This window comes from Acinetobacter sp. FDAARGOS_724 (genome assembly GCF_013364475.1).
Classification (GTDB): domain Bacteria; phylum Pseudomonadota; class Gammaproteobacteria; order Pseudomonadales; family Moraxellaceae; genus Acinetobacter; species Acinetobacter variabilis.
This window is the reverse complement of sequence record NZ_CP054908.1, coordinates 2,613,681-2,635,379: the sequence shown is the minus strand read 5'-3', so window position 1 is coordinate 2,635,379 and position 21,699 is coordinate 2,613,681. Positions and strand designations below refer to the sequence as shown.

The 21,699-nt window shown below is 40.0% G+C and carries 21 protein-coding genes, 1 tRNA gene and 2 pseudogenes; 12 read left to right on the top strand and 12 right to left on the bottom strand.

All coding sequences use genetic code 11. From position 1 onward, the window contains the following. Positions 1–3 precede the first annotated feature (3 nt). Positions 4–1,206 (bottom strand): SfnB family sulfur acquisition oxidoreductase, encoded by a 1,203-nt coding sequence (locus FOC32_RS13800; RefSeq protein ID WP_004784098.1) that lies wholly within the window; start codon positions 1,204–1,206, stop codon positions 4–6. A 381-nt stretch (positions 1,207–1,587) separates the two neighbouring features. On the opposite strand from FOC32_RS13800, the gene FOC32_RS13795 reads away from it, so the two are divergent. Then, entirely contained in the window at positions 1,588–2,352 is a 765-nt protein-coding gene (locus FOC32_RS13795) for a glutathione S-transferase family protein (protein WP_004784096.1), read from the top strand. A gap of 57 nt (positions 2,353–2,409) precedes the next feature. Here FOC32_RS13795 and FOC32_RS13790 read toward each other — a convergent pair whose 3' ends face one another. Continuing rightward, entirely contained in the window at positions 2,410–3,690 is a 1,281-nt protein-coding gene (locus FOC32_RS13790) for a hypothetical protein (RefSeq protein WP_004784094.1), read from the bottom strand. A gap of 456 nt (positions 3,691–4,146) precedes the next feature. On the opposite strand from FOC32_RS13790, the gene FOC32_RS13785 reads away from it, so the two are divergent. Next, positions 4,147–4,617 (top strand): Lrp/AsnC family transcriptional regulator, encoded by a 471-nt coding sequence (locus tag FOC32_RS13785; RefSeq protein ID WP_004784091.1) that lies wholly within the window; start codon positions 4,147–4,149, stop codon positions 4,615–4,617. A gap of 66 nt (positions 4,618–4,683) precedes the next feature. On the opposite strand, the gene FOC32_RS13780 is transcribed toward FOC32_RS13785, so the two are convergent. Both FOC32_RS13780 and FOC32_RS13775 read right to left on the bottom strand, forming a co-directional pair. Continuing rightward, positions 4,684–5,433 carry a YebC/PmpR family DNA-binding transcriptional regulator gene (locus FOC32_RS13780; RefSeq protein WP_004784089.1) on the bottom strand — a complete coding sequence of 250 codons (750 nt, stop codon included), beginning with the start codon at positions 5,431–5,433 and terminating at the stop codon, positions 4,684–4,686. 243 nt (positions 5,434–5,676) lie between these two features. Continuing rightward, a complete protein-coding gene (locus tag FOC32_RS13775; protein WP_004784088.1) occupies positions 5,677–6,231 on the bottom strand; it encodes a 1-acyl-sn-glycerol-3-phosphate acyltransferase in 555 nt (184 codons plus the stop codon). Between the two features lie 167 nt (positions 6,232–6,398). Here FOC32_RS13775 and FOC32_RS13770 point away from each other — a divergent pair, with 167 nt between their 5' ends. Next, complete coding sequence (locus FOC32_RS13770) at positions 6,399–7,145, top strand: IS5 family transposase (RefSeq protein ID WP_104425912.1); 747 nt, start codon at positions 6,399–6,401, stop codon at positions 7,143–7,145. Positions 7,146–7,888: 743 nt separating this feature from the next. Beyond that, positions 7,889–7,965 (top strand) — tRNA-Ile (locus FOC32_RS13765). Between the two features lie 758 nt (positions 7,966–8,723). Here FOC32_RS13765 and FOC32_RS13760 read toward each other — a convergent pair. Beyond that, positions 8,724–9,426 (bottom strand): annotated as a pseudogene (locus FOC32_RS13760) (transcriptional regulator); the annotation flags it as partial. A gap of 1,142 nt (positions 9,427–10,568) precedes the next feature. Here FOC32_RS13760 and FOC32_RS13755 point away from each other — a divergent pair. Beyond that, entirely contained in the window at positions 10,569–10,796 is a 228-nt protein-coding gene (locus FOC32_RS13755; RefSeq protein WP_175967785.1) for a hypothetical protein, read from the top strand. Positions 10,797–10,806: 10 nt separating this feature from the next. On the opposite strand, the gene bioB is transcribed toward FOC32_RS13755, so the two are convergent. From bioB to queG, 3 genes are all read right to left on the bottom strand, one after another. Next, complete coding sequence (gene bioB, locus FOC32_RS13750; protein WP_004784070.1) at positions 10,807–11,808, bottom strand: biotin synthase BioB; 1,002 nt, start codon at positions 11,806–11,808, stop codon at positions 10,807–10,809. Positions 11,809–11,947: 139 nt separating this feature from the next. Continuing rightward, on the bottom strand, positions 11,948–12,190 hold the full coding sequence (locus FOC32_RS13745; RefSeq protein WP_155757222.1) for a hypothetical protein: 243 nt from the start codon (positions 12,188–12,190) through the stop codon (positions 11,948–11,950). Positions 12,191–12,272: 82 nt separating this feature from the next. Further along, entirely contained in the window at positions 12,273–13,367 is a 1,095-nt protein-coding gene (queG, locus tag FOC32_RS13740) for a tRNA epoxyqueuosine(34) reductase QueG (protein WP_004784066.1), read from the bottom strand. A gap of 23 nt (positions 13,368–13,390) precedes the next feature. Here queG and FOC32_RS13735 point away from each other — a divergent pair, with 23 nt between their 5' ends. Both FOC32_RS13735 and FOC32_RS13730 read left to right on the top strand, forming a co-directional pair. Further along, positions 13,391–14,848: a bifunctional ADP-dependent NAD(P)H-hydrate dehydratase/NAD(P)H-hydrate epimerase gene (locus FOC32_RS13735; RefSeq protein WP_004784064.1), complete on the top strand. Its 1,458-nt coding sequence runs from the start codon at positions 13,391–13,393 to the stop codon at positions 14,846–14,848. Positions 14,849–14,859: 11 nt separating this feature from the next. Continuing rightward, positions 14,860–15,141: an acylphosphatase gene (locus tag FOC32_RS13730; RefSeq protein WP_004784063.1), complete on the top strand. Its 282-nt coding sequence runs from the start codon at positions 14,860–14,862 to the stop codon at positions 15,139–15,141. Here FOC32_RS13730 and ruvC read toward each other — a convergent pair. After that, complete coding sequence (ruvC, locus tag FOC32_RS13725; protein WP_004784062.1) at positions 15,138–15,683, bottom strand: crossover junction endodeoxyribonuclease RuvC; 546 nt, start codon at positions 15,681–15,683, stop codon at positions 15,138–15,140. The genes FOC32_RS13730 and ruvC overlap by 4 nt on opposite strands. Positions 15,684–15,808: 125 nt before the next feature. On the opposite strand from ruvC, the gene FOC32_RS13720 reads away from it, so the two are divergent. Both FOC32_RS13720 and FOC32_RS13715 read left to right on the top strand, forming a co-directional pair. Further along, entirely contained in the window at positions 15,809–16,375 is a 567-nt protein-coding gene (locus FOC32_RS13720) for an FxsA family protein (protein ID WP_004784060.1), read from the top strand. 122 nt (positions 16,376–16,497) lie between these two features. Then, entirely contained in the window at positions 16,498–17,136 is a 639-nt protein-coding gene (locus tag FOC32_RS13715; protein ID WP_004784057.1) for a LysE family transporter, read from the top strand. Here FOC32_RS13715 and FOC32_RS13710 read toward each other — a convergent pair. Together FOC32_RS13710 and FOC32_RS13705 are read right to left on the bottom strand one after the other, a co-directional pair. Then, positions 17,133–17,342, bottom strand: coding sequence for a hypothetical protein (locus FOC32_RS13710; RefSeq protein WP_004784056.1), 210 nt, complete (start codon positions 17,340–17,342; stop codon positions 17,133–17,135). The two genes, FOC32_RS13715 and FOC32_RS13710, sit on opposite strands and share 4 nt — an antisense overlap. A 127-nt stretch (positions 17,343–17,469) precedes the next feature. Then, complete coding sequence (locus tag FOC32_RS13705; RefSeq protein ID WP_004784054.1) at positions 17,470–17,718, bottom strand: hypothetical protein; 249 nt, start codon at positions 17,716–17,718, stop codon at positions 17,470–17,472. 460 nt (positions 17,719–18,178) lie between these two features. On the opposite strand from FOC32_RS13705, the gene FOC32_RS17065 reads away from it, so the two are divergent. Further along, positions 18,179–18,733 carry a DUF3887 domain-containing protein gene (locus tag FOC32_RS17065; protein WP_004784052.1) on the top strand — a complete coding sequence of 185 codons (555 nt, stop codon included), beginning with the start codon at positions 18,179–18,181 and terminating at the stop codon, positions 18,731–18,733. Positions 18,734–18,745: 12 nt separating this feature from the next. Further along, positions 18,746–19,579 (top strand): annotated as a pseudogene (locus FOC32_RS17060) (serine hydrolase domain-containing protein); the annotation flags it as partial. A 65-nt stretch (positions 19,580–19,644) separates the two neighbouring features. On the opposite strand, the gene ahpF reads toward FOC32_RS17060, so the two are convergent. Beyond that, complete coding sequence (gene ahpF, locus FOC32_RS13695) at positions 19,645–21,210, bottom strand: alkyl hydroperoxide reductase subunit F (protein ID WP_004784048.1); 1,566 nt, start codon at positions 21,208–21,210, stop codon at positions 19,645–19,647. A 233-nt stretch (positions 21,211–21,443) separates the two neighbouring features. On the opposite strand from ahpF, the gene FOC32_RS13690 reads away from it, so the two are divergent. Beyond that, the gene (locus FOC32_RS13690; RefSeq protein WP_004784046.1) at positions 21,444–21,662 is read left to right on the top strand and encodes a DUF1653 domain-containing protein; all 219 of its coding nucleotides are present in this window, start codon (positions 21,444–21,446) and stop codon (positions 21,660–21,662) included. The last annotated feature ends 37 nt before the right edge of the window (positions 21,663–21,699 follow it).

The following is a 21,699-nucleotide window of genomic DNA, read 5'->3' as shown; positions in this document are numbered from 1 at the left end:
TCCTTAAATCCAGGCGTGGCGGGCAGGGAGTTTATGATTCAGGTAATAATCCCCAAGTGCATGCAGCTTCCAGCGGATCGGGTCATGCAAGGTATGCACACGGGCATTACGCCAATGCTGATCCAGATTGTGCTGACTGAGGCTGGAGCGACTTCCACCCAATTCCAGTAATTTTTCCGAGATATGCAAAGCTGCATCATTGGCATAGACCTTGGCTTCAGCCACCAGAATTGAGGCTTTGGCTGCCTGCTCATCGGTCACTGCTTCCAGTTGATCCAGTTCATCCAGATATTCAGCGGCTTCATCCAGCAGTAAAATCGCGGCATCGAGCAGCACAGAAGATTTGCCAACTTCCTGCAGGGTATAATGTTCTAAGCTGGCTTTTTCGACTTGAGCATCGACAATTGGACGTGCTTTTTGTACGGCAGTCAGCGTATCGGCAAAAGCAGCTTCGGCAATGCCGACATCAATCGCGACCTGCATCAATTGGGAATAGGCACCGCGGTAGCTTGGTTGATTTCCTAACAGACGCTCATCAAAAATCAATAGCGGATCAACTTCGACATGCTGAAGTTTGATGGTACCACTCGAAGTCGTGCGTTGACCAAAGCCATTCCAATTGTCGATCACTTCCACACTTTCAGCATTGCGGTCGATAATGGTTAGTACTACATGGCCTTCTGGATGAATCGCTTTAATCGCCAGCCAATGGGCAAAGCTACTGCCAGTTGAATAGAATTTCTCGCCATCCACAAAATAGCGACCGTTTTCAAGGGTAAGTGTGGTTGCCAAGGTTTTAGTATCTTTAGTATTTCGTTCCGGGCCACCATTCGCCAGACGCTTACCTTTTAGAATTTCGTTATAAATAAACTGTTTTTGTTCTTCTGTGCCCATGATGTGGATCATGTTGAGTAATGCAATCTGGTTCTGCGGAATCTGTCCAACACTAGAGTCAGCCTTATTAATAATCCGGAATACATGCGCCAGGGTTTTATTGGTAACAAATGCACCGCCATACTGTTTCGGAATGCGCATGCCGCCCAGACCTTTCTGGCTGAACAGGTCAATCTCAGCAAAAGGTAATAGACGTTGCTGATCACGCTGATTACGACCTTCCAGGGCAAAGTCTGCAACCTGATAAGCAGCATTAATTGCGTCGAGATCATTTTCGATGATATGAACTTTTTCAGAAGTTAAACGAGACATAATGACATCCTAAATCGATGCCAAAACGTTACAGCGAAAGCTTTATGTAATTAAGTAATTGCTTTTGCAAAGCTTATGAAAAAAGCTATTTAAGATAAAAACTGCTAGATTCTTATAAATTTGGAATATAGTAACTGATTAAAATTAAATAGGTTTTTAATATTTCCTTGTTTTTAAAAGATGAGTTTAAAGCAGTGCATATCTGCTTTATAGATAATCAAGACAAAAAAATGTATAAAAATACTCATCGCCGTGTTGAATAAGCAACATCTTTATTTTGAATAAAAAGTTCATTGTATTTCCAGTCTGGGGTGACTAAAGTATCCGACTAAATTAGATGGTTTTAATGCGATCTGACCTAAAAACAAGCATGGAGAATTTATGCGCATCTTATACCAGTTTCCACTTTCTCATTTTTGTGAAAAGGCACGTTGGATGCTGGATTACAAAGAACTGGAATATGTTGCGCAAAATCTGATGCCGGGTGCCCATCGTGCCTTTACCCGCCTGAAAACCGGACAAAATCGTTTACCGATTCTGCGTGATCGGGAACAGTGGATTGCGGACTCGACCAAAATCGCCCTATATCTGGATGAGCAATATCCTGAACACCGTCTGCTACCTGCAGAAGCAAGCTTGCGCCAGCAGGCATTAGATATTGATGAAATCACTCAGGAATTAGGCCGCCATGTGCGTCGCTGGATGCTGGCTCAGGCTTTATCGCATGATCATGAATCAATGGACATCCTGATTGGTGAAAAAGGCTATCTGCGCCAGTTTGAAAAATTCTCCAAGCCATTGCTAAAAACCCTTTTGACCAAGGGTTATGCCTTAACTGAAGAAACACTGGAACAGTCCAAACAATTTATCAAGGATTCGGTTGAGCAGCTTAACCAGATCCGTGTGGAAAAAGAAGGATCTTATCTCGTCGGTTCGCGTTTCTCTCTGGCCGATATTGCCGTCTGTTCGATTCTGGCCCCTCTATTGGCTATTCCGGGAACGCCGTGGGAGAGGGAAAGCTTTGAGTCAATGTCGGATGAATACCGGGAATATCAAAGTCATCTGGCTGAGTTGCCATTAGGGCAATATATTCAAAAGATGTATCGTAATGAGCGCAATGCCCGTGTTGATTGGCGCGGTGTATAAAATTAAAAATGAAATAAAAAAAACGCGCATAAAGCGCGTTTTTTGATGAGATTAGAATTAACCCCAAGGGCTGGTCTGATCAATATCACTTGGTTTATTGAATCCACTGAGCAGTGAGCTAAAGTCAAACTTCTGCAGGGAACTACCACTTGAGAGATTGGTAATGGTCTCTTTAATGGTTGGGAGGATTTCAGTAATGCTGATATTCGTAGCCGTATCAGTATTACTAATGCCGGAAATCAATTCGCTAAGATCAGGCAGTTGTAGGGACGAGTTGTTACCGACTAAATTGTCAACACTATCCGTGAATGCATCCAGACCTAAACCGTCTAAGCTTGGCACGCCAGAACCGAGTGACCCGAGCAGGTCGCCAATTTCAGGACACTGAACACCATCCAGAAGATCCGAGAATTGACCTTTGCTATCAATCAGCGCAATCACAGGTTTTAGTGCGGTAATCACATTGTTGAGGTCGCTGGATAAGGTGAGTAGTGATGGGTTATTCACAAAGTCCAGTACCACTTGTACGCCATTCAGGACATCGTAAAGCGTATTTACGATTTCTGCCTGATCAGCATCAAGAACGTCATTATTCGCTAATAGATTCAATAGTGGATTGATGCCTTTTAGTACATCCGCGATGGTGTCTGGCACATTACCTGAACCTGCAGAACTGATTGCAGATACCAATGTAGTCACACTACCAACCACTGTTGGTAAAACTTGCGTAAGTTGATTCATATCAATAGATGAATTACCTGTATCAATCGATGCAAGCAGTGGCATCAGGCTTTGCGCTACAGTTTGCGCAATGGTGCCAGCATCGATATTGCCTGAATTGCTAATTAGACCACTGAGCAAATCGGTAATAGCACCGATATCAAGATTACTGCTTGCATTGCTCATTAGGTTACTGGCTAACAGATTGACTGAACTGGTATCTAAACTACCTGTTGAGCCACCGATTAAGCCGCTAACTAATTGAACGATTTGCGTAATACCAATATCACCACCTTGCAATAAGTTGCCAGCCAGTTCAGCAATTTTACTAACATCCAGATTGCCAGCACTGCCACCTATCAATCCGCTGACCAATTTGATAACTGCATTTAAATCCAGGGTTAAGGTATTACCACCCATTAAGCTGCTAAGCAGATTGCTGATTGAACCTATGTCGAAACTGCCACCATTGGCTTTCGTTAACTGGCTAATTAAATCAGTGAGGGAACTGGGATTTAAACTATTGCCAGAAAGCAGGCTGTTTAAGAGAGAATCCAGGGAAGGAGGTAGAGGGGGTAGAACCTGTAATAGAACCAATAATGCCAGAAAGACTGCCACCCAATAAACCGCTGAGTAAACTCGTATTTTACGTCTCTGTCGTGAGCACGGGACTGAGTTTAATTTTAATTGAACTAAGAATACTAAAAGCCATAACCGTTCCTTGCGAATTTTTATCTTGTTATGTTTGTTGTGTGTTTTAGATAAACCGCTCAATTCTTATTCAATTTCTATACAAGTGTAAATCTAAGTTGGATTAATCATGCTTTGCAAATTCAGTTATCAGCTTCATAGTTTTTATTCATAAATAGTTTAGTGATAAATAAGAATAATTTATTTAAAAGCGTCGCTTATCGAAAATTTGTTTTATACGACGACCGACCATAAACATGGCTTAAAACTAGTCATTGAGATGTGTCTGGCATTTTTTTTCAAATAACTGGTAATTTACGAAAAAAATCACAATACTAAGAGTTAAATGATGATGTATTTAAATAAAATGGCAAGAGATTAGAGATGGAATTAGATCGTTTTGATAAGCATATTCTTGAAATTTTGACCCATGAAGATGTCAATCTAAATGAACTCTCTGAAAGAGTAAATTTATCTGTGAGTTCGGTGCACCGCAGGATCAAACATTTAATCGATCATAATATTATCAGTGGCTTGAAGCGCGAAATTAATTATCAAAAATTGGGCTTTAGCCTGCATGTGCTGTTGCAGGTTTCCTTGAGCAAGCATGATAGCGATACTTTTGCCAAATTTTTAGAAGAATTAGAAAATATTCCGGAAGTCATTAACGCTTTCCTGGTGACAGGACAGTCTGCGGATTTTATTGTCGAAGTTGTGGCACGTGATATGGAAAATTATAGTCAGATTCTATTAAGTAGAATTGGTAAGATCGAGCATGTTGTAGCGCTGCATTCCAGCTTCGTGATTAAGGAATATAATGTCTTTAACTGTAGTGGTCTTTTAAATAAGGTTTAAAATTCCAGGTATTTTTTAACAAATATAAAAAACGCACCCGAAGGTGCGTTTTGATCTGCTAGAAGATTAGGCATCAAGTTGCGCTAAAACTTCATCAGAGAATTCAACGTTGGTATAAACGTTTTGAACATCATCCAGATCTTCAAGCATATCAATCATTTTCATGATTTTTTTCGCTTGGTCGATATCTGTGATTTCAGCTTTGGTAGACGGGCTCATCACCACTTCTGCGTTATCAGATTTTAAACCTGCAGCAGCTAAAGCATCTTGTACTGTACCGAAGCTTTCTGGCGTAGTGATGACCAGAATTTCATCTTCATCCACTTCGATGTCTTCCGCGCCCGCTTCAAGTGCTACTTCCATGATTTGATCTTCTAAAGACACATCTTCAAAAGTAATCTCACCACGTTTAGTGAACAGGAAGGACACTGAACCGTTGGTACCGAGGTTACCATCAGTTTTAGTGAAGCAGTGACGTACATCAGGAACCGTACGGTTCAGGTTATCTGTCATAGTTTCAACAATAACTGCAACGCCGCCTACGCCATAACCTTCATAGGTTACTTCTTTCAGATCGTCGTTATCTTCACCACCGGCACCACGCTGAATCGCGCGATTGATCACATCACGTGTCATGTTTACAGATAATGCTTTTTCTACAACAGCACGTAGACGAGGATTACTACCCGCATCAGCGCCACCGAGTTTGGCAGCAGTTGTTAATTCACGAATGTATTTGGTAAACAACTTACCACGACTGGCATCTTGTTTTGCTTTACGATGCTTAATATTGGCCCACTTGGAATGACCCGCCATGCGAAATATGCTCCTTGTAGATTGGCTGTATGCCTATCGAATTGCGCCGATTCTACCATAAGCTCTTTTTTTGAAAAAAGAGTCTGGATTTGAGATTTAATGATAATGCCAAAAAAATAGGCAGTAAAACAGAAAGGCAAAACAATAAATGTAAATAAAAACTTAAGAAAATATTTGCTGAGAAAATACCTAAATAAGAAAAGGGCAGGAGAAATATTATTCTCAAGCCCTTTCATGGAGTGTTTATTCCGGGATAATGATATCTAGACCAACATTCTCTTTATAGAGCTGCTTGATTAAAGCCAGATCATGTGCAAGATCAGTCGGATAAATTTTGCCAAAAATCCCACCTTGCTTAGTCTTGGAATTGGCATACATAAGCACAATTGGCACATTGGCAGCTTTGGCAATATGCCAGAAACCGGTACGGATCGGTTTACGCGTTTCACCATTTTTGGCACGGGTGGCTTCAGGTGCGATCACCAGATTGAATTTTTCATTATTCTGAAAATGTTCAACCATTACGCTGACAATATCCTTATTCGCCTTACGGTCGACCGCGATACCACCCATGGCTTCCAGAATTGGTTTCATTGGGCCTTTGAACAGTTCTTTCTTGATCAGGGTATGAATTTTGATGTCATACATCTTAAAGAGCGCCAAAGATAGAACCGCATCCATCATGGATGTATGTTCAAATCCAACAATGACCTGTTTATCTTCGAGCACATCAGGTTCGACATGATATTGCCAACCGGCAAGTTTAAATGCAGATTCGCCAATAAATTTGTTGAGCATAAATAGAAAGAAATAAGAGCTAACGGTATGAACTGCATAATTTCTTCCTGTTCTTATTCACAGTCAATAGGCTTTATTTCAAATTCATTAGGGTGTGTTGACACTTTTAGCTTAAAAAATAGCGAAGTAGTAAAATCAAATCGCCAAACCCAATTTTACTATTCGCTATGCCTCGTACCATGCTGACAGATCAACACTGGCAAAAGTTGAAAACTATTTTGCGTAATTTATCTATTCATCACAACTCAAACTTACGTAATTTTATTGAAGCTATTCTCTATAGAATTAGAACAGGCTGTCCGTGGCGAGATATTCCTTCTTGTTTTGGTCATTCCAACTCTATTTTCAAACGTTTTAATCGTTGGTCAAGCAGTGGTAAGTTACTTAGATTATTCAAATTATTAGCATCATGCCCCGATATGGAGTGGATTTTTATTGATGGCGCTCACGTACGTGCTCATCAACATTCTGCCGGTATAGCGAATCAATCTATTTCTAAAAGTGTAGGAGGAAACTCCTCAAAAATACATTTGATTGTTGATGCACATGGCAATCCTATTGATTTCATGATTACCGATGGAACCACACATGACGTCAAAGTTGCACCTGATTTAATATCAACATTAGACTTAAAAGAGACAAAAGTGGTCTGCGCAGATAAAGGCTATGATTCAGAACCACTGCGTGAACAGATCAGAAAAACAGGGACAAAAGCGAATATACCAAAGAAAATAAATAGCCAATCGAACAATGATCATATGGACTGGTATTTATATAAAATCAGGCATTTAGTTGAAAATATGTTTTGTACATTAAAGCAATTTAGAGGAATAGCTACTCGATATGACAAGCTCAAAAGAAATTATCAAAGTTCTGTTGCTTTAGCCTGTGTATTTTTATGGCTACCTTTATAGGTTTAATTATGAACAGTAAATGTCAACAGACCCTAATAATATGAAAAATCCAAGATCAAAAAAGTATATTCAATAGTTTTTTAAGACCTGAAAGATATAAATAAATACTTAATAATCATTAGTATATATCATCTTATATAAAATAAGTCTTAAAATGATGAAAAAATGACTATCCAGCACAAATTTTAGTTATTAGACTTTTGTCAAAGAAAAGAAGAAATTGTGTCTTTTCTATTTTGTGGTCATTTTCTCTCTGATATTGAAACCTATGACGTATATTACAGCTTTCACGTTCTCAATGCTTCTTTTAGCACTGGTTATTGTATGGTCTTTAATCGAAATCTATATGGATTTGCGTAAAGACGAGAAATTGGAATCGGAATTTTAGTCTTTATAACTTTTTAAAGAATATCTTCTGAGATTGTATTTCTATACATAATAGTTGGTATTTTTATTGGTTATGATTGTATTGAGACGTAAAAGCGATCAATTTATTAATTTGATATTCGAATAATTAGCACAGCTCTCTTTATTTTAAATAGAAAATATAGATGTCATATGAGGCTTTTGCTAGCTCAACTTAGACTGAAGTCTTAAATCCTAAACAGAACAGTTATTAAAGATAAAAAATGATTGCTGGCTAAGTGTGCAAGCAGCAAGAAAAGTACTTGTTTTTTGATCTAATCTTGGCTAGTATTCAATGCGCCTGAACTAGTTGAAATATAACAAATTCAGCCTATATAGGGCCTATAGCTCAGTTGGTTAGAGCAGCGGACTCATAATCCGTTGGTCGACAGTTCAAGTCTGTCTGGGCCCACCAAATTTATCAAGCACTTAAGGGTAACTCTCTTAAGTGCTTTTTAATTCCAGATTCCATATAAGCACTATGTAATTAATTAAATAAAGTATAGAAGCAGATCCAAGTTTATTATCAGTATATTTAGAAAATAGAATAACCCCATAAAAGGTAGGATTTTGGTAGGTAGGTTTCTCTACAGATTTATTCCATACTTCTATTACGGTAAAGGCCTTTGATAATAAAAGAGAAATGATAGAAGGAATCAAACCATAGCTTTTAGGAAATTACAGATTAAAAAAAAACGGTTTACTTATCCCTTATGTTTATTTTATAAGGCTAGGGATGCACAAGTAGTCAAAATTTTTTAAAACGGCGCTGTAAGCCTCTATGTAAGTCAACTCTCCACTCGATGGACTTACATTTTTTTACGACCCTGCTCACGGCTTTTTGAAAGCGGGCCAAGAAAACGTATCTCCATACGGTCATTTTGGCTTATCCTAAATCCTTGAGGGGATAAGGAGCAGGCGTTGTTCTTTTCTCAAAAATTTAATTAGCTCAAAAACAGAAACTAAATACTTTTATTCTGAAGCAGGATAATATACTGTAGGTTTGATAAGAATAGAATCATATATCTTGCTATAAGTGATTTCTGTCCGCAGTTTATTAAATGAAAAGCAATCAAAATTATAAATTTTAAAGTATGGGGTGATTTTTTAATTTTTAGCTCAATTGAAAATTTATTATAAGCATAAAAGTTAAAATTAAATAACTGCTAATATTTAAATATCCTGAAATTTAAGTAATGCCTGATGCACTGGCTGACTCTTTGGCATCAATTCAATCAAGCGTTTTACTGTATCAATTGCTTCGGGGAAACGAGCTATATGTTTAAGCAATACATCCGTTTCATTTGCTTTAAAAATGGCATCACGCAGAATCGATATAACCGGCATCCAGAGACTGTTCTGTTTGCAGGAAATCGGCTTCTACATGAGCGAGTAGACGATAAGGCCGTGAACCCAACATGCCACCTAAAAGATCTCTAAGTTGTGACATTTCTGCTTTTAAGGTACCCATACTCACTTTGCGTTCACCATAGAGCGCCTGATGCAGATTATCCATACTTAAACCTTGTGGATATAAAGCTAAAATCGCAAGAATTTCAGTCTGACGTGGTGTAATTGTTAAAGCTTTACCATTAAAAATGACCTGTGGGACAAAAAAAGCACGAATATATAAACGCTGTCTTTGTGATTCCAGTAAAGCAGATTGAATAATTGAGGCACAGCGTTCTGCTGCCAGTAGACCCAAGCTATTATGCTTTTGCCATTCAGTGGATAAGGCAATTACACCCAGAATGTGTTTGGAATACGGATCAATAATGGGTGCAGCATAACAGGCCATATCTTGGACCGATGGCATGTAATGTTCGCTGGAAAACACGCAGCTAGACTGTTGGGTTTTGATCGACAGCGCGAATGCTCTGTTCTAGCTGTGCAGCATAAGATAGCGATAAACTACTGCTTTGGCGTAGCTGATCAATTTTTTGTCTGTGTAGTATCAGATTTTGCTCTGTCATCATTCCTTATTCTCACAATAATTCATGATTTACACCCATGGTAATTATTATTGTTTTTGTGAAGAATCAAAAGAAATGTAAACCTGTCGCATTTCAAACCTTTTTCTAACTTTATGATGATTATATTAATCTAATAATGTGAAGAAGTACCTTATACCAAAGCTGTAGATGCGACTTCGTCACATTAAAATAGGCAAAGGAAGTAGATATGCGTGATCTCGATTCGAATTTGCTTGGTCTAAAAATTCATTATAAAAATCTTTTAGTAGGTAATAGATCATTCCAGGTAAAGGCGAAGAATATTTTGATCATTTCTTCTTAGTTGGCACTAAAGCAGATTCTGGTTCACTTTTTTATGATCTATTTCAAACTAAAAAGCAGCTTTCAAATTTCAATTTTATAGAGGAAATTTAAGGAATTTAAAAGCATTAAACTCTGGCTAGTAGTTAGCTACACTGTAATGATTCCGACAAAATTATTTGAACGAATTTATAGAAAGCCTGAATCTATCTTCAGTCTTTTTCGAATCTCTCTAAGCCTGATATTGACTGAATCAGGCGTTATATAGCCTATAGAATAGTTTAAAGCTCAATTCCTTGTCTTATAAAAACCTTATTGATTAAAGATAACTTCTATAAATCAGTAACCTATGAAATGATGATGTTTGAATCGAAAGAAAACTTTAAAAAGCAGATGAAGTGTATTTGACAGAATGTAAAAATATGTTAATAAATATAATATGATTTTTAAACCAAAATCATGGATGTTTCAGGAAGAAAGATCAGGAAGCTGATAAAAAATAATTACAGGAGTTTTAGCAATGCTTCGATTATTAAAAAAAATATTTTGTCTGCACATTTATGAATACCAGCAAATGGAGGAAATTGGGGCAGATTGGGAATGCCGCAAATGTGGTACCCAAAGAGATTAAAAAAATACTGCAAGAAAAAGTGAGCAATATGCTCACTTTTTTATATCCATTATATTTAATCTAAACTCATATCCGTTAAAATCATTACCAGTATCACATGATGAGAAGGCTTAAATGAGCAAAGATTTCCATGCCAAAACCTATATTGTAGATGAAAATCTGGCTGACACTTTGCACTGGTTAAGCCTGCATCAGGACTGTTATGACTCTTTTAGTTTTGATGCACTGACGCAGGAACTGGTCGTACATCATGCCAATGGAACAGACCAGATCCGGATCGGTGATTATCTCAATTCCAGTTATGACATTTTAATTACTGCACATAACTTTTCAGCATCTTGAATTATTTCAATTAACTTGCCATTGCATCAGTCGCCAATGCGCGGATGCTTGGCTTAGGTTGTTCTGCTACCAGTCCCAATTTTTCAAAGAGCTGCTGGTCACGACCTTTGGCTGTATTTGGAGTCGTTAGCAGTTTTTCGCCTGAAAAAATCGAGTTGGCACCCGCCATAAATGCCAATGCCTGATCTGAGTCAGTCAGTGATTCACGGCCTGCCGAAAGACGGATATAACTTTTGGGCATCAGAATGCGGGCCACTGCAATAGTTCGAATCCATTCAATCACATCCAGTTTTTCAACATCTGCCATCGGTGTGCCTTCAATTGGCACCAGCATATTGATAGGTACAGATTCTGGGTGAATCGGAAGTGTAGAAAGCTCAAACAATAAACCGATCCGATCATTGCGACTTTCACCTAAGCCTACAATGCCACCACTACACACTTTCAAGCCAGCTTGGCGCACATGATCCAGTGTATCTAGTCGGTCATCAAAGCTGCGGGTACTGATAATATGTGAATAGTATTCACGTGACGTATCCAGATTGTGATTGTAATAATCCAGACCAGCATCTTTCAGGCGTTCTGCCTGTGAGGCATTCAGCATGCCTAAAGTCATACAGGTTTCGAGTCCAAGTGCTTTGACTTCACGTATCATGTCCAGCACATAAGGCATATCACGTTCATGCGGATTACGCCACGCTGCTCCCATACAGAAACGTGAACTGCCAGAAGCCAGAGCTTCTTTAGCTTCCTGAATTACTTTTTCTACTGCGATTCGTTTTTCCGCTTCGAGTTTGGAATCATAATGTGCGGACTGAGAACAGTATTTGCAATCTTCCGGGCATTTACCGGTTTTAATAGAGAGCAGGGTACTGACCTGAATGGTATTGGCATCAAAATATTGACGATGAACTTGTTGAGCTTGAAAGAGTAAGTCCATTAAAGGTTGTTGATACAGGGTCTCAATTTCTGCACGAGACCAATCATTACGTATTGGATCAATACTGTTCATCTGTCCATCCTTGTTCATATTTATTTATCAGGCTCCATCTTAAGTAAAAGTATCGCCGTCTTCATTAGCAAAATATGACCTTATAGAAAAAACAAAACCCACACAAGGTGGGCTTTGTTGTTGAACTCTTGATCGGACTTTATTCACGATGATTTCCGTGAATATTCTGGTTTTGTAAATCACTACGATGTTGCTTGTTTAATACACGTTCATCTTGTTCGTGCTGATTATTTTTTGGAGAGCCAAGCGGGCCATGTTGTGACTGCTGCTGTTGCTGTTGTTGCTCCTTCTGGTGTTGATGTTGCAACTCTTCAAGCTGTTCCTGATTTTGATGTTGTGTATCAGATGACTTTTGCATATCCACCTCCGGCTTTATTTCCATTCTTTTTCCTTTATGCCATAGCTTGCACAGTAACTGTGTAAGGCTTTGACGAGAAAATGTGAACCGAAGTAAAAATTGAAAATTACCGGGATTTTGCCAGTTGTTCCTGTATGGCCCAGTCAATATGAACTTGTACAATCTCATCATATTGATTCTGCTGAGCTTGTAATGCCTGGACAATCTGTGGATCAAAAGGCGCATTACCCAAGCCGATCGCAATATTGCGCATAAAGCTCTGATAGCCGGTACGCCGTAATGGACTGCCTTCAGTTGAGCTTAAAAATGTAGCTTCATCCCATTGCCAGAGATCCAGTAAACTCACTTGATCCAGTCCATGTCGGGGGTGAAAATCTTCAATATTGGTTTTCTGGGCAAAACTGTTCCACGGACAAATCAACTGACAATCATCACAACCAAAAACCCGGTTACCAATCCCTCGACGTAACTCTTCTGGAATGATTCCTTTATATTCAATGGTTAAATAAGCAATACAGCGACGTGCATCCAGCATATAAGGTTCAACAATAGCCTGTGTCGGGCAAATATCAATACAGGCTGTGCATGAACCACAATGTTTGCTTGCAGGCTCATCAAAGGGCAGTTCCAATGAGCTAAACAGTTCTCCTAAAACGAAAAAAGATCCGGATTTTTTGTGGATTAATAAAGTGTGTTTACCGGTCCAGCCCATGCCCGCACTTTCGGCCAGAGATTTTTCAAATACAGGTGCAGAGTCTGCAAAGGGGCGGGATTCAAATTCACCGACTTTTTCCCGAATTTTTGCAGCCAGCATTTTTAGGCGCCCGCGCATGGTTTTATGATAATCACGACCACGGGCATAACGGGCAATAATCGCAGAATTTGGTGCATAGGGCACTAAGCGCGGTTTTGGAAGATCGACCAGATAGTCCATTCGTACACAGATCACGGATTTGGTATTGGGAATAAGCAGTGTGGGATTGGCACGTTTTTCCAGATTTTCTTCCAGAAACTTCATATCACCGTGATAGCCGCGGTCTAAATATTCCTGCAAACGTACTAATTCTGCTTGAGCATCCGGTTTGGCAATGACACAATCAGAAAAACCCAGCTCTCGTGCCTGCGCTTTGATCCACGCTTTCAGTTCATTTGGATCTTGTTGATAAACTTGAATTTGCGCTTGGGAATCGGGTGTTGTCATAAACCAGAAACAGGAAATAAGAAATGCAGCAGCAAGTTTATCATAGCCGTGATATACAAGCATGGGAGCAGCGCTGGTTTGGCAAGCAAAATAGTTCTTATGGTTTGATGCAACAGGTGGCATGGTCGATTGCGCAGCGACTCATCCCTTTATTGGAACAACAGCAATTGACTCAAATCGCTGTCTGTTGCGGTCAGGGTAATAATGCCGGTGATGGCTATCTGGTAGGAAAATATTTAAAACAGGTCGGTTTTGAAATAGATATTTATACAGCAGAACCCGGTCCATCACAGGATCTGGCTCAAGCAATCGGGGAAGCTCAGCAAATCGGTATACCTACTTATTCAGGTTTTAATTTTCAGAAACAATATGAAGTTTATATTGATGCCTTATTTGGGATCGGTTTGAACCGTGATCTGAATGAAAATTGGCAACAGATTATTCAAAGCATTAATGCCCAGCAAGGTCTTAAAATTGCAGTGGATATTCCAAGCGGACTGCATGCCAATACAGGCCAGTCTTTGCCGGTTGCCATTAAGGCAGATCATAGTTTTAATGTTTTAGGTTTAAAGGCGGGACTATTTACCGGACGAGGCAAAGAATATGCCGGCAAGGTAGAGGTCATCTCGGTTATTCCTCCCGATGCTGAACTTGTGCCGATTGCCCAACTTTCCTCGACTCAAATTCATCTGCCTAAACGTGAAGCTTTTGGACATAAGGGCAGTTATGGGCATGTGCTCGTGATTGGGGGGCATGCTGATATGGGTGGTGCGGTCATTATGGCAGCTGAGGCAGCCTTTGCTGCCGGTGCAGGTAAGGTCACTGTGGTTTGTGATGCCAAACATCATACTGCCATTTTGTCACGTGCTCCGAATATCATGCTGCGTGATATTAATGCGCTAGATGCTGAGCAACGCCAAGCTTTAGTTCGTCATGTGGATGCTGTCTGTTTTGGTATGGGGTTAGGACGCGATGCTTGGGCTGAGAAGCAATATAATTACTGGTTTGACCTGATTCAGCAATCAGAACTGGAGACAGTTCTCGATGCAGATGCCTTGTGGTTTCTGGCAAAAGCACCACAAAATTTGAATGCCCATACTTATGCAACACCGCATCCGGGTGAAGCGGCTACTTTGCTAGAAATGAAAGCATCAGGAGTCGAAGCAGATCGCATTCAGACAATTAAACAGCTCCAGCAAAAATATCAGGGACAATGGGTGCTCAAGGGTTCAGGTAGTCTGATTTTAGAGGATGATCTTTATATTTGTACCGCAGGCAATGCCGGTATGGGAACCGGAGGAATGGGAGATGTACTTGCTGGCATGATCGCCAGTTTGAAAGCCCAATTTAGAAATACTATCCATTTACACGAGATCGTAACTTTGCACGCACTTGCAGGTGATGTACTGGCGGAAAAGGGTGAACGCGGCTTACAGGCGCAAGATATGAAACATGCCATTTACCAGGTTGTGAACCACTAAGGAAAATAAAAATGCAGGCCATTCATTTAATCATTCAGGGTAAAGTGCAGGGTGTGGGCTACCGTCGCTGGTTTGAACAACAAGCAATTCAATTAGGTTTAAAGGGTTTTGTACGTAATCTGGAAACAGGCGAAGTTGAGGCTATCATTGTTGGGAAGGAAGCGATTGTTCGGAAAATGATCCAGCTCAGCAGAACTGGACCACAACGTGCAAAAGTCACTGCAATACATCAGCAGAGTTTGAATCTCCAAGACGCGGATTTTCAGGACTTTAAAGTATTAACCGAAGATTAACGGCGGCGGGTGCTGACCCGGCTGCGTCCGCGTGCCATACCGCCCAAGGCATTCAATACGGCCATTTTACTCATGCTGCCTGAAGCATGGGCATGACAAATCGCAGCAGCAAGTGCATCGGCAGCATCTTGTTGCGGTTTTATTGTCAGGTTCAGAATACGCATAACCATCATCTGAACCTGTTCTTTGTCTGCAGCACCATAGCCCACCACAGACTGTTTGATCTGACGCGCTGTATATTCAGCAACTTTCAGATCCAGATTCACCAAGGCTGCGACTGCGGCACCACGTGCCTGACCCAATTTAAGAGCAGAATCCGGGTTTTGTGCCATAAACACTTGTTCCACCGCAGCCTCGGTCGGGCCGTAAAATTTGACAATCCGTTCTACACCGGCAAAGATTCGTTTTAAACGTTCAGGCATTTCCGCTGTTTCAGTTCTAATCGTTCCTGCATCAACAAAAGTAAGTTTTGAACCTTCTTTCTGGATGATACCGTAACCTGTTAGACGTGAACCGGGATCAATCCCAATAATTAATGACATGCCTGCACTTTAAAAATAAAATAATGCCCATATTGTTACATAAGCGTATCAAAAAAGCTTGATCCTGATGAAGCAGTTGATTACAGCATCCTAATATTTATTTTACTGAGATTAGATTAATTTTCATGAAATTATTTCTTATTATCCTGGCCGGCTTAGTCCTCGAAGTATTTGTATGGATTGGCGTGGGTGACCTTGTCGGGAGCATGTGGTACGTATTTTTCTGGTTCGTGGCGGCCTTCTTTATCGGTATGAACCTAATCCGGAAATATTCGGCCGGCGTTATGCCGCAAATGCAGCAAATGCAGATGGGACAGATGAGTGCAGATCCGGCATTATCGAATAATTTACCTAAGATCTTAGCCGGCTTTTTTCTGCTGATTCCTGGTTTGATTAGTGATGTACTTGCGGTATTAATGCTGATTCCACCTGTACAACGTGCTTTCCAGGCAGCCATGATGAAAATGATGATGAAACGTCAGCAAGCCATGATGGAAAAAATGATGGGTGGCATGATGGGCGATGTCGGTGGCGGTGCAGGTCAAAACCCGTTTGCGGAAATGATGCGTCAAATGCAGGATATGCAAAACCAGCAGGGTGGTCATAGGGATTCAACCATTATTGATGGTGAAGCCCGTGAAGTGACCCCGGAACCCAAGAAAATTGAAATGAAAGATGTGAACAAGAAATAAAATTACGCTTTCAATATAAATACTTCAAGCCAAATCTCATGATTCGGCTTTTTTATTGGAACTTTCTAATTTCGTTAAACAAAAGTTATAATAGTTTTTTTTACCATTTGATCTTTTTTTAAATGTCTTTGCTTTTTACCATCTGTTTTCTACATTTTGTAGCTCAATTAAGCCCCGGTCCTGACATTTTACTTATCGCAAAAAGTGCAGCCTCTACGACACGTATGAATGCCTTAAAGGTGATTGCTGGAATTTCAGCGGGGATCGTAGTTTGGGTGGTATTGACGCTAGCAGGCTTTACCGTATTGATCGACCAGTTTCCCTGGATTCAGCAGGTATTGATGGTCATCGGTGGGTTATTTTTGGCCAAAATGGGCTGGGCCATGTTAAAAGGCGGATGGCAAAGTTTTCAGAACAGACATCAAACTCAAGATGATTTAAATACGGTAGAAGCACCAAAAAGTTATTTTATGCAGGGTTTATTGACTAATCTGTCGAATCCTAAAACTCTGATCTATTTCAGTAGCGTATTTTCACTTGCACTGAGTTCATCAGCTTCTGATTATTTAAAAGCGCAACTGGCAGTGATTATTCCGCTGCAAACATTTATTACTTTTACTTTACTAATGCTATTAATTTCCCATCCTAAAATTAAAGAGGCTTACCAGCGATCAGGAAGTTATATCGATATGATTTCAGGCGGGTTATTCCTGATTTTTGCAGTCTGGTTATGGTATGACGCGCTGGTTCTAATGAACTAAAAATCTAAATTCGATGGGGTAACAGAGGAGTTTTCGTTAGAAAGCTGCTGTGCAGCGGAAGCGTCAGAAACTAGATTATCCTGTTTCTGCACTGGAGACTGATAACGATTCGGTTTAAGGGTAGTCTCAGTATTTTCCGAACCCTGATAACTGCGACTGCGATTGGCACGCTCACGTAAGCCGCCTTTTTTAATTAACTGAACCATTTTCATCTCTCACTGCAAGATGACTTATTGTAATTCAAATTTTCTATTCTGGTAGCATTTCATATTCAAGTTAAAAGCGCATAAAAAAGACCTGATCCAAGTCAGGTCTTGCTGGAGGATAAGAAAATTAGCGCGGACGTTTATTATCTTGTTGTAGCACATCAAATAATGATGACTGAGCTGGCACTTCCTGCTGCTGTGACTGGATATAAACATGCATTACCTTGAACGCGATTGCAGTAACCAGACAGGCCACCAGACATAAAATCCAAAAACCATAAGGGCTGCGAATATTATGTGAGCCACAAGCATGACATTCTTTTTGGCCAGCTTCCACAACTTTATCGCAGCACGCACAGTGATATTGATAGTACATTGCTAAGCTCCATTACATTTCTGATATTTTTTTTTGTTATCTTTCACGGACTTTTATTTTAGGCCTACATGTCATATTAATGATGCAATTAGACGCTGACAAGTCATATAACAAAAAGTTACCCAAGTCTTAGTGAGGAAAACAAATAATAATTGGCTAAGTGCATAACATTATTAAGTTATTTCGAGAAATTTCTCTGGAATAATTAACTATGCTATCTATAAATTCATAAGCAATTTTTGAACCAGTTCGAGTGGAGCTTAAGAACAACAAGTATAAAATGGGAAATAGACAGGGCAAGAACTTAGATGAATTGATCTGCTCCACAAAATAGAATGATATGGAATATATTTTGCTTATTTTTTAACTATTCGTTGCACTGTATTAAGTCTATAAAAATGTTTAATTTCAATAATTTTTATGAAAGTGCACTATAAACTTAAGGAACAATACTGATCTCATGAAGAAAATATCACTGTTTTTATCATCCTTGCTCTGTATGAGCAGTCTTTATGCACAATCGGATATTGAAAGGGAAGTTATTACCCAGTTTCAGCAGGATTTTAATGCGCAAAATTATGCAGCAATTTTTGAAAAGTTTTCACCTGAAGCGAAAAAGGCGATTCCTTTAAATATGTTTGAAAAAGTCTCTAAAGACTTACAGCAGCAACTCGGCAAAATACAAAGTATTGACTATATAGAGTCTAAAGGTAAAGAGACTGCAGTCTATAAGGCCAACTTTGAAAAAGACCGTCTGAAACTCAGCATGAGTTTGAATAATGATCAACAGATTTCCGGCCTTTTATTTACGCCCTATATCGAATCTACTGCAGCAAATAATAAGACAGTCAATGCTATTCAAGGCTATCCAAAAGCGATTGCAGAGAAAATTTATCAGGCTACACGGACTTTTCCAGAGCAGACTCAAGTGGCTATAGCGGTATTAGATCAAGACAAAACCCATTACTATGGGGTACAGAAACATAAGGACAAAATCCTGGCCAAGGCCAATTAGGATAAAGTCTTTGCAATTGGTTCTCTTACCAAAGTAATGACATCAACTATATTGGCTGAATTGGTGACACAAAATAAAATTAAACTGGATGACAAGATTAATCCTTATTATGCCTTTCCATTCAAGGACAATATCCAGATTTGCTTTCAGGATTTAGCCAATCATACGTCTGGACTGCCACGACTACCGAGTAATTTGGAAGTAGATGATGATACTGATCCATATAAGGAATATGATGCAGCTAAACTGGAAGAATATTTAAAAAATTCATTAGAGCTTGAACATGCAAATAACAGTGGAAAAGTGCCACATTATTCTAATTTGGCTGTGGCTTTATTAGGACAGAGTTTGAGTCAATCGCAAAATAAGGATTTTGCTGAGTTACTCAATGAATATGTATTTAAAAAGTATGGGATGAAAAATAGCTATACCTCGCCTGATCAAGCAGCTAAGCAACTTGTGCCTGCATTTGATGCCCAAGGAAAAGAAATCACCACCTGGACATTTGATACCTTTTTACCTGCGGGCGGTGTACTCTCTACAGCTTCAGATTTAACCAGATTTGCACAAGCTCAGCTCGATGCAAAAAATGCGGCAGTACAATTAACTCAGCAAGCAACTACAGAAAAAGCAGGTAGCTACCAATTGGGATTGGGCTGGTTTGTGCGAGAACAGGACAATGGCACCAAAATCATCTGGCATGGGGGAAATACCGCAGGGCATTCTGCTATTTTGATGATTGATTTAAACAAGAGAAAGGCAGTTACGATTTTAGCCAATGTCGCTGCTGTACATCCTGAAATGGGAAATATTGAAAAACTGGCTGCTCAATTACTACAGGAATAAATCAGCTTTAAGATAGTAAAAAGCCCGCACAATGCGGGCTTTTTTTAATTCATGAATTTTAAGGATTACTGACCAGAACGGATGATGTAATCAAAGGCAGATAATGATGCTTTGGCACCTTCACCAGTGGCGATGATGATCTGTTTGTAAGGAACCGTGGTACAGTCACCTGCAGCAAACACACCTTTCACATTGGTTTCATTGCGCTCGTTAATCATGATCTCACCACGGTTAGTTAGCTCAACATCGGTTCCTTTCAGGAAGTCGGTGTTTGGCAACAAACCGATCTGAACGAAGATCCCAGCCAACTCAACAGTGTGCTCTTCATCAGTTGCACGGTCTTTGTATTTCAACGCTGTGACTTGTGAACCATCACCGATCACTTCGGTAGAAAGCGCATTTTTGATTACGGTGGTGTTTGGCAAGCTGTTCAATTTATCTTGAAGTACCTGATCCGCACGCAGTTTTGTATCAAACTCAACTAGCGTTACATGCTCAACAATACCCGCAAGGTCGATCGCAGCTTCTACACCCGAGTTACCACCACCAATCACCGCTACACGTTTACCTTTGAACAATGGACCATCACAGTGTGGGCAGTACGCTACACCACGAGTTTTGTATTCTGCCTCACCTGGAACATTCATTTCTCTCCAGCGTGCACCAGTAGACAGAATCACGGTTTTAGATTCAAGTTTCGCACCATTTTCTAAAGTTACTTCTACCAGACCATTCGCTGTACTATCTGCACCTTTGATGTCAGATACACGTTGCAGGTTCATGATGTCGACACCGTATTCACGAACATGAGCTTCCATTTCAGCGGCAAATTTTGGACCTTGGGTTTTTTGCACTGATGTGTAGTTTTCGATGTCCATGGTATCCATCACCTGACCGCCCATACGTTCAGCCACGATCCCAGTTTTGATGCCTTTACGTGCTGCATAGATCGCTGCAGTATTACCCGCAGGTCCACCACCAATCACCAACACATCAAATGCATCTTTGGCATTGAGTTTTTCCGCGTCTTTGGCTGCGGCATTGGTATCCAGTTTGGCAATGATTTCTTCCAGTGTCATACGGCCCTGACCGATATGTTCATTGTCCTGGAACACCATCGGTACGGCCATGATTTTGCGTTCTTCCACTTCATCCTGGAAGAAGGCACCATCGATCATGGTTGCAGTCGTACCCGGGTTATAGATAGCAATCAGGTTTAACGCCTGCACTACGTCTGGACAGTTATGACAGCTGAGTGATACGAATACGTCAAAGTCAGATTTGATCCCTAAGCCTTTAATTGATTCCAGAACTTCGGCAGAGACTTTTGGTGCATAGCCTGAAGTTTGCAACAATGCCAGAATCAGCGACGTAAACTCATGGCCCATCGGCAAGCCTGCGAAGAACACACGAGGCTGTTCACCGGCTTTTGCCACACCAAAGCTTGGTGCACGTTTGTTGGTACCGTCAAGACGGGCAGTGACTAGATCAGAAAGCTGAGCGATTTCCTCAACCAGTTCTTTGATTTTGGCTGACTTGTCAGAGCCATCCAGGGTTGCCACTAATTCAATCGGGCCTTCCAAACGTTCAAGTAGTGTTTTTAATTGAGCTGAAGTATTTTGATCTAACATTGCTAACGTCTCCAAAGGAGTAAGAATTCATTCGATAAGTAGATACTAAGCCAAATCGATAGATAGATAAAACAGTTTGTTCTTATAAATCTGATCGGTTTTGCAAATGTATTGAAAAATTCATGATTAATTTCAAGCTTATATATGGGTGCTTAGCATGAATTTTCAAATAGTTTAAAGTGTGATTGGTCTTTTTCAGTTAAGATTGGAATTCTGCATTTGAGAGTTGAACGATGGAATTACAACGCGGTATTTATCAACATTATAAGGGTAAACTTTATCAGGTCCTGCATGTGGCAACACATAGTGAAACGGAGGAAAAGCTGGTGGTTTACCAATGTCTTTATGGTGACTATTCGATTTGGGTTCGACCGCTATCCATGTTTACGGAAAGTATTAATACCAGTGATGATCGTGAAGTAGAACGCTTTAAATTGGTTCAGGCACTTTAATCAATCCATAAAAAATTTATTTAGATAACCTCAGGGA

Excerpts from the sequence above, each read along its gene's own strand:
- FOC32_RS13800 (WP_004784098.1), bottom strand. The coding sequence starts at position 1,206 with ATGTCTCGTTTAACTTCTGAAAAAGTTCATATCATCGAAAATGATCTC.
- FOC32_RS13795 (WP_004784096.1), top strand. The coding sequence starts at position 1,588 with ATGCGCATCTTATACCAGTTTCCACTTTCTCATTTTTGTGAAAAGGCA.
- FOC32_RS13785 (WP_004784091.1), top strand. The coding sequence starts at position 4,147 with ATGGAATTAGATCGTTTTGATAAGCATATTCTTGAAATTTTGACCCAT.
- FOC32_RS13780 (WP_004784089.1), bottom strand. The coding sequence starts at position 5,433 with ATGGCGGGTCATTCCAAGTGGGCCAATATTAAGCATCGTAAAGCAAAA.
- FOC32_RS13775 (WP_004784088.1), bottom strand. The coding sequence starts at position 6,231 with ATGCTCAACAAATTTATTGGCGAATCTGCATTTAAACTTGCCGGTTGG.
- FOC32_RS13770 (WP_104425912.1), top strand. The coding sequence starts at position 6,399 with ATGCCTCGTACCATGCTGACAGATCAACACTGGCAAAAGTTGAAAACT.
- FOC32_RS13755 (WP_175967785.1), top strand. The coding sequence starts at position 10,569 with ATGAGCAAAGATTTCCATGCCAAAACCTATATTGTAGATGAAAATCTG.
- bioB (WP_004784070.1), bottom strand. The coding sequence starts at position 11,808 with ATGAACAGTATTGATCCAATACGTAATGATTGGTCTCGTGCAGAAATT.
- FOC32_RS13745 (WP_155757222.1), bottom strand. The coding sequence starts at position 12,190 with ATGGAAATAAAGCCGGAGGTGGATATGCAAAAGTCATCTGATACACAA.
- queG (WP_004784066.1), bottom strand. The coding sequence starts at position 13,367 with ATGACAACACCCGATTCCCAAGCGCAAATTCAAGTTTATCAACAAGAT.
- FOC32_RS13735 (WP_004784064.1), top strand. The coding sequence starts at position 13,391 with ATGCAGCAGCAAGTTTATCATAGCCGTGATATACAAGCATGGGAGCAG.
- FOC32_RS13730 (WP_004784063.1), top strand. The coding sequence starts at position 14,860 with ATGCAGGCCATTCATTTAATCATTCAGGGTAAAGTGCAGGGTGTGGGC.
- ruvC (WP_004784062.1), bottom strand. The coding sequence starts at position 15,683 with ATGTCATTAATTATTGGGATTGATCCCGGTTCACGTCTAACAGGTTAC.
- FOC32_RS13720 (WP_004784060.1), top strand. The coding sequence starts at position 15,809 with ATGAAATTATTTCTTATTATCCTGGCCGGCTTAGTCCTCGAAGTATTT.
- FOC32_RS13715 (WP_004784057.1), top strand. The coding sequence starts at position 16,498 with ATGTCTTTGCTTTTTACCATCTGTTTTCTACATTTTGTAGCTCAATTA.
- FOC32_RS13710 (WP_004784056.1), bottom strand. The coding sequence starts at position 17,342 with ATGGTTCAGTTAATTAAAAAAGGCGGCTTACGTGAGCGTGCCAATCGC.
- FOC32_RS13705 (WP_004784054.1), bottom strand. The coding sequence starts at position 17,718 with ATGTACTATCAATATCACTGTGCGTGCTGCGATAAAGTTGTGGAAGCT.
- FOC32_RS17065 (WP_004784052.1), top strand. The coding sequence starts at position 18,179 with ATGAAGAAAATATCACTGTTTTTATCATCCTTGCTCTGTATGAGCAGT.
- ahpF (WP_004784048.1), bottom strand. The coding sequence starts at position 21,210 with ATGTTAGATCAAAATACTTCAGCTCAATTAAAAACACTACTTGAACGT.
- FOC32_RS13690 (WP_004784046.1), top strand. The coding sequence starts at position 21,444 with ATGGAATTACAACGCGGTATTTATCAACATTATAAGGGTAAACTTTAT.